Source organism: Acinetobacter sp. UBA5934 (genome assembly GCF_002430855.1).
In the GTDB taxonomy this organism is placed as follows: Bacteria; Pseudomonadota; Gammaproteobacteria; order Pseudomonadales; family Moraxellaceae; genus Acinetobacter.
The window spans coordinates 1-6,188 of record NZ_DJDC01000064.1 but is presented as its reverse complement, the minus strand read 5'-3'; the positions used below and the strand labels follow the sequence as shown (position 1 = coordinate 6,188).

Annotated in this window: 6 protein-coding genes; all 6 read right to left on the bottom strand. The window is 41.3% G+C overall.

Annotation, left to right across the window (positions count from 1 at the left end; all coding sequences use genetic code 11):
• Nucleotides 1-212: 212 nt before the first annotated feature.
• On the bottom strand, nt 213-947 hold the full coding sequence (locus tag B2Y23_RS04420) for a Bax inhibitor-1/YccA family protein (protein ID WP_291369266.1): 735 nt from the start codon (nt 945-947) through the stop codon (nt 213-215).
• A 175-nt stretch (nt 948-1,122) separates the two neighbouring features.
• Nucleotides 1,123-1,944 carry a TatD family hydrolase gene (locus B2Y23_RS04415; protein WP_291353699.1) on the bottom strand — a complete coding sequence of 274 codons (822 nt, stop codon included), beginning with the start codon at nt 1,942-1,944 and terminating at the stop codon, nt 1,123-1,125.
• Nucleotides 1,944-2,933: an RsiV family protein gene (locus B2Y23_RS04410; RefSeq protein WP_291353697.1), complete on the bottom strand. Its 990-nt coding sequence runs from the start codon at nt 2,931-2,933 to the stop codon at nt 1,944-1,946. The genes B2Y23_RS04415 and B2Y23_RS04410 overlap by 1 nt, the downstream gene beginning before the upstream one ends.
• 67 nt (nt 2,934-3,000) lie before the next feature.
• A complete protein-coding gene (locus B2Y23_RS04405) occupies nt 3,001-3,825 on the bottom strand; it encodes a hypothetical protein (protein WP_291353695.1) in 825 nt (274 codons plus the stop codon).
• Between the two features lie 89 nt (nt 3,826-3,914).
• Nucleotides 3,915-5,504: a peptide chain release factor 3 gene (locus B2Y23_RS04400; protein ID WP_291369264.1), complete on the bottom strand. Its 1,590-nt coding sequence runs from the start codon at nt 5,502-5,504 to the stop codon at nt 3,915-3,917.
• A gap of 194 nt (nt 5,505-5,698) precedes the next feature.
• Nucleotides 5,699-6,188: hypothetical protein (locus B2Y23_RS04395; protein ID WP_291369261.1), on the bottom strand; the 490-nt coding region annotated here is incomplete at its 5' end.

The window sequence follows — 6,188 nt, the reverse complement described above, 5'->3', positions numbered from 1 at the left end:
CAATGAGAAAACGCTTACCCGCCAATAGTCCTTGTGCCATGTGAATCTCACTCAAAATAATTTACCAGCATAATGCCAACTCTGGAGCATTTGCGAAATTGCATAATGCGCCTTTTTTTAACCTGTTGTGTAAAAACCATAAAAAATGCTCCACCATTGGGGAGCATTTTCGGATTGATCACGTATTTAGCTAATTGTCATGGTAAAAAGGATTAATCATCCCCTGATAGCAATCCTAGCAAACGCAGGAAGGAGTAATACATCCACACCAAAGTCGCCAACATGGCAATACCACATAACCATTCCATTGCTTTTGGTGCATATTGTGCAGCAGAGGATTCAATCAGGTCAAAATCCAGAATCAGGTTTAAAGAAGCAATCACTGCGACAAATGCAGCAAAGCCGATTCCCAACCAGTTGCTTTCAAAAATGTAAGGAATACTTGAGCCAAACGCCAAAGCCATGACCATTTGCACTACAAATACCATAGCAATGGCAATGGAAGCAGACATCACCACCGCTTTAAATTTTTCTGTGGCACGAATAATCTGAAAGCGATACAGGCCAAACATCACCAAGGTAGTGATAAAGGTAGCTAGCAAGGCTTGTAAAGGAACTCCAGGAAATTTTAGCTGGAATACCACCGAAATTCCGCCTAAAAATGCCCCTTCAAACAGCGCATAAGGAATGGCCAAGGTTGGTGCAGTGTTCGGCTTGAAGGTAGTAATCAACGCCAGAATAAATCCACCGATTGCACCCACTATGGCAGCGGAATAGGCAATCGAGATATTCAGGGTCATAAAGCTATATAAAAACAGTGATAAACCAACCACAGCAGCAATGACTGTCAAAAGCACCGATTTTTGAATCGCACCTTGCACCGTCATGGTGTTGTTAAAATCGCTATGGGTTTCCACCCGGGTCAAAATGGGGTTATTACTTTGCATAATTCGCTCATTCTTGTCATTTAGATTTTAAAAATAGTATAGACAGCTTTTAAGTATAGAAAATGGATTTTTTAGCATTGCAAAAAAAGAACGTTTATCCATCAAGCTCTATTCATAGCAAAGCATGTGCCTAAATACGAATATTTATCGATAAAAGGTGATTTTATAATAGCTTTTATGACCCTAGTCTTAATGCATCAAAGGAATTCTGCCACAGCTGTGCGGCAAGCCTGGCCTGATCCATATTCAGCGTTTGCGCCAATCCATCCAACACATAAGGTAAATTGACTGGCGTATTGCGTGTTCGATGCTCAGTAGAACTTTGACAGCATAAAGGCGTCATATCGGGACAGTCGGTTTCCAAAACCAGATGTTCAGCACCAATGGCCTGAACGACTCGATGCAGTTTTTTGGCATTCGGATTGGTAATTTGTCCGGTGACACCTATTTTAAAACCGAGTTTAATAAAGGCCTTGGCTTCTTCTATCCCGCCACTAAATGCATGCGCAATCCCACCTAGACTAAATTGCTGCTGTTTTAATAGGGCCAGTGTTTCTGCATGTGATTTCCGGATATGCAACAACACCGGTTTATTATACTTTTGCGCCAACTCGAGCTGTGCAGCAAAAAAATCTTGTTGCTTCTGAAAAAGTTCAGCCTGCTTGTGCTGCTTCAAAAAAGTATCTAGGCCAATTTCACCAACCGCGACACAATTTTCTGTTTTTAATAATAATTCTAAATCTGCAAGATGTGAGGTTTGATGCTGTTCAATATAAAAAGGATGCAAGCCCGGCGCCAGATAACTTTGTGGTGCATCTTTTAATTGATTGAGAAAATGCTGACTGTAGAGCAGATCCTGAAAGCGCGACTGGACAAAACCAATCAGAATTAAGCGTTCAACCCCCACTGCCTTTGCCGCATGCGCCAGTTGTTCCCGATCCGCATCGAAATCGGGAACATCAAAATGGGTGTGGGTATCAAACAGTGAATAAGACATCAAGATTGGGCTTTATTTGCCACAGGCGTACTTGTTGATGCAGCATCATTTTTGACTTCAGCCTGAGGCAAATAAGCTTTCTTCAACACGGTTTGCAACTGCGCATATGGAATGGTTAAACGTGGCAATCCCACCACATAAGGTCCGATTTCATATTCGTCATATTGTAAAATCAGGCCCTGATTCGATAAATAGAAATTATCCGATAACGTAAATTTCCATGCCTGTTCGTATTCGTCCACACTGTTGGCCAGTTTGGAATCGATGACCCAGCGCTTGAACTCTTCATGGGCTTTTTGTTCCAGTGCGGCTTTCTGGTTGGGTGCCAAAATATCATCCAGTTCGACTAATTTTTTCTTTTTCAGGTCAAAATTATAATAGTGCTGTGAAGATGATCCATGCGCGCCGCCCAAATAACTACTGGAATTTAACACCACGGTTGCCAAAGGTTGGCCTGCATTGAGAATTTTCGGTTTAATCATCAGACTAATCTGATGATTGGCACTTAAGGCTTTGAGCTCTTTATCGAGTGATAAGAATGTGGTCAGATAAGGCGCAACCTGTTGTTCCAGTTTCTGCTTCGGTGTTTGAATTGAGGTGGATGCAGCAGTTTCATCGGCTGGAGCTGGAGTTAAATCTTTCGATTTTTCAGCCGCAGTCGTCTGCTGGTCTGTCTTCAGCGCTTTTGGCGAAATATCTAAAGTTTGATCCAGCTGTTTTAAAATTTTTTGATCGATAAATTCATCAATAAACGCCTGGTTACTGGAAAGACGCTCAATATTTATTTCAGGGCAACTATTCCCATCACATTCAGGCAAATTTAAAGTTAACTTTTCAGTGTCTCCAGCCAATTTTAAAACTTCAGCTTGAGCAGCTTGGGAGTGGGTCGCCTTGTCCTCTTTAGGCTCAGGCTGTTTAGGTTGGCATGCCGTTAATGCAATTGCTGTAGCAATAAGACTGAGGGTAAATATCGTTTTATTTTTTAGCATCATCTGACCTATAAACTTAAATTTGGTAAATGGAGGTTTACTTGATGTCTGTATTTTTTCCGGATGACTAAAACATATGCTGATACGCGTCAGCTTTCAATACCTGTTGAGTTTGCGCCTGAGTTAAATAAATATCCAGCTGAGCGCCATCTTTCACAATTTCATGGGTACGATAATGTAAACCAATCCCTTCCTGATCAAAGAACCAGTCTGCCTGCCCCCAATACAGTTTTTTCGGCGCTTTCTGCTTCACTTCAGCCTTTTGCTGCTTTAACCATTTTTGATAGGCCTGCTGCACAATATCATTCATTACACTTTGCTGTTTCAAATCAATCACATCCAATACAGTCACAGCTTTCTGTTTTTTACGATCTGCCACAAAAAAGTAATAACGTTCTTTAACTTTAATCCCTTCTTGGTTGGTATCTACCCCTAACTGCATCAACACATATTGATTACGCTGATAGGCAATTCGGGTATACATGGCCAATTCATAGGGTTTATTTTTGGAAAATTCATCCTGCCAGGCATCAGACTTTTTCACATAGGCATTAATGGCCTGTTGCAGACTCATCTCCTGTTTGAGTCCAATCTGATCCTGAATGACTTTGGCTTGACTCTTGGCAATCCAGTCATTTAACCAGGCATCTTCGGTATGTACCGTTTGAATACTCAGGTCAATACAGTTCTTGGTTTCACAAAAAGGCAAGGCAATTTTTGCCTCTTGTTCCTGAATATTTAAATACGGCAACACATCAGCCTTCTCGATTTTAATGACCGAAGCGGGCGACTGCTCTTGATCTTGTTGTTTGGAGTCTTGTTTTGAAGCATCACAGGCACTGAGCATCAGACCAATGGCGATTACGGATGCAGCTCCTATTTTCCCGTTCATGCTCACTACTCTTCTTCTTTAGTAATTCATTTATCTGAAGGATTTTAATAAAACAGCTTCATAAAGAAGCTGTTTTATTTTTGGTTATTTTAGTGCTCGCGTGTCGCACGGAACTGGATATCCGGATAACGCTCTTGCATCAATTGCAAATTCACACGACTTGGCGCCAGATAAGTCAAATGACCACCACCATCTAAGGATAACTGATCATGTGCCTTTTTCTTGAATTCGTTGAATTTCTTTTCATCATCACATGAAACCCAACGTACGGTATTGATGTTCACAGGCTCGTAAACACAATCAACCTTGTATTCTTCTTTCAGACGATACGCCACCACATCAAACTGTAGCACACCGACTGCGCCCACGATTAGATCATTGTTAACTTGTGGCATGAATACCTGAGTAGCACCTTCTTCTGAAAGTTCTTTTAAACCCTTTTGCAACTGTTTAGATTTCAAAGGATCTTTTAAACGTACACGGCGGAACATTTCCGGTGCGAAGTGTGGAATACCGGTGAAATGCAGGTTTTCACCTGAAGTAAAGGTATCGCCAATCTGGATGGTACCGTGGTTATGCAAACCAATGATATCCCCAGGCCATGCTTCTTCCAGCTGCTCGCGCTCACCCGCCAGGAAGGTCAAGGCATCACTGATCCGTACATCCTTCCCTAAACGAACATGATTCATTTTCAAGCCTTTTTCATACTTACCCGAACAGATACGCATGAATGCAATACGGTCACGGTGTTTTGGATCCATATTAGCCTGAATTTTGAAAACAAAACCGGTAAAGCCCTCTTCAGTCGCTTCTACCGCACGTTCATGGGTAGGATGCGCTTTCGGTTTTGGTGCCCATTGAATAAAAGCATTCAAGACATGATCGACTGCAAAGTTACCCAATGCGGTACCGAACAGTACCGGTGTTTGACGACCCGCCAGGAATTCTTCCTGATCTAATGGATCATTGGCCATCTGCACCAGTTCCAAAGACTCTTCGAAAGCAGCAAATGCCAGCTCACCCACTTTTTCACGCAAGTCAGCATGGTCATAGCCATCACGGATTTCAATCTCGGTAATGGTCGATCCAAAACCGGCTTTATAAACATAGAATTTTTCTTCGAGGATGTTATACACGCCGGCAAAATCACGGCCTGTACCCATTGGCCAGGTAAGCGGTACACAGCGAATTTTCAGAACACTTTCAATTTCATCAAGGAGTTCTAATGGCTCACGGATTTCGCGGTCCATTTTGTTAACGAAAGAGATAATCGGGGTGTCGCGCATACGACACACTTCCATTAATTTAATGGTCCGTTCTTCGACCCCTTTTGCACCGTCAATGACCATTAATGCAGAGTCAACGGCAGTCAAGGTACGGTAGGTATCTTCCGAGAAATCTTCATGCCCCGGAGTATCTAACAGATTAATCACATGATTTTTATAAGGGAATTGCATCACAGAAGTGGTAATCGAAATACCACGTTCTTTTTCCATTTCCATCCAGTCAGACGTTGCAGCACGATCTGACTTACGGCTTTTGACCATCCCTGCAACCTGAATTGCCTTACCCCATAACAGCAGTTTTTCTGTCATGGTGGTTTTACCAGCATCGGGGTGGGAAATAATAGCAAAAGTTCTTCGAGTCGCTACTTCTCTGGCTAATTGATCTTTAAACATAAGGGAAATCTTCAATATGTACACAGTTTTGTACACACTTTTAAATGTGTATCAAACCAGTGAAGTGATAACTTAAAATTGGCGCAATTGTAGCAGATTTCGAACAATAAGCATTAAATGACTTGACCCAATCTATACCCTTACAATCAGCGATATAAATTAGTAAATTATTTGTAAATATTTACCTAAATGCTTTATGTCTTCATCCAATCCTTAAGTATATTTGCTACTACTGGTGCAAAGGCTTCCAACTTACCATGCTTGGGAGTAAGTAAATCATTTATGACAATTTTTAACAAATCATCATCTTCTAAGCCTTCATGTGGATCTATACCATTTGTCCATAATAAGCTCTCTGAAAGATACTTCCGTTTTTCAATCAGCGCTTTATTATTTTGTTCATTATCACCCAGATTTAAAACTCTAATTGAGTCTATTGCTCGTTGAGTTAAGCCTTCAACTCGACCACTAAGTTTAAACTTGAGTTCAAGTTCACATTCACTCATTATAGGTGTCAAGGGGAGAAATTGTGAGCCATGAGAAGCATCACATTGTTTCGGTGTTTTGCAACTAGCTACAATATTATTAAAATCAAGTGTGCGGTTCGGTGCTAATTTCTGTGCTTCCACATGTTCATTCATCGTATCATCATTCTCACCACTAATTGATATACGCTGAATTATC

Bases quoted from the DNA above. Each gene is read 5' to 3' on its own strand.
- B2Y23_RS04415 (WP_291353699.1), bottom strand. From the start codon at position 1,944: ATGTCTTATTCACTGTTTGATACCCACACCCATTTTGATGTTCCCGAT.
- B2Y23_RS04400 (WP_291369264.1), bottom strand. From the start codon at position 5,504: ATGTTTAAAGATCAATTAGCCAGAGAAGTAGCGACTCGAAGAACTTTT.
- B2Y23_RS04420 (WP_291369266.1), bottom strand. From the start codon at position 947: ATGCAAAGTAATAACCCCATTTTGACCCGGGTGGAAACCCATAGCGAT.
- B2Y23_RS04410 (WP_291353697.1), bottom strand. From the start codon at position 2,933: ATGCTAAAAAATAAAACGATATTTACCCTCAGTCTTATTGCTACAGCA.
- B2Y23_RS04405 (WP_291353695.1), bottom strand. From the start codon at position 3,825: ATGAACGGGAAAATAGGAGCTGCATCCGTAATCGCCATTGGTCTGATG.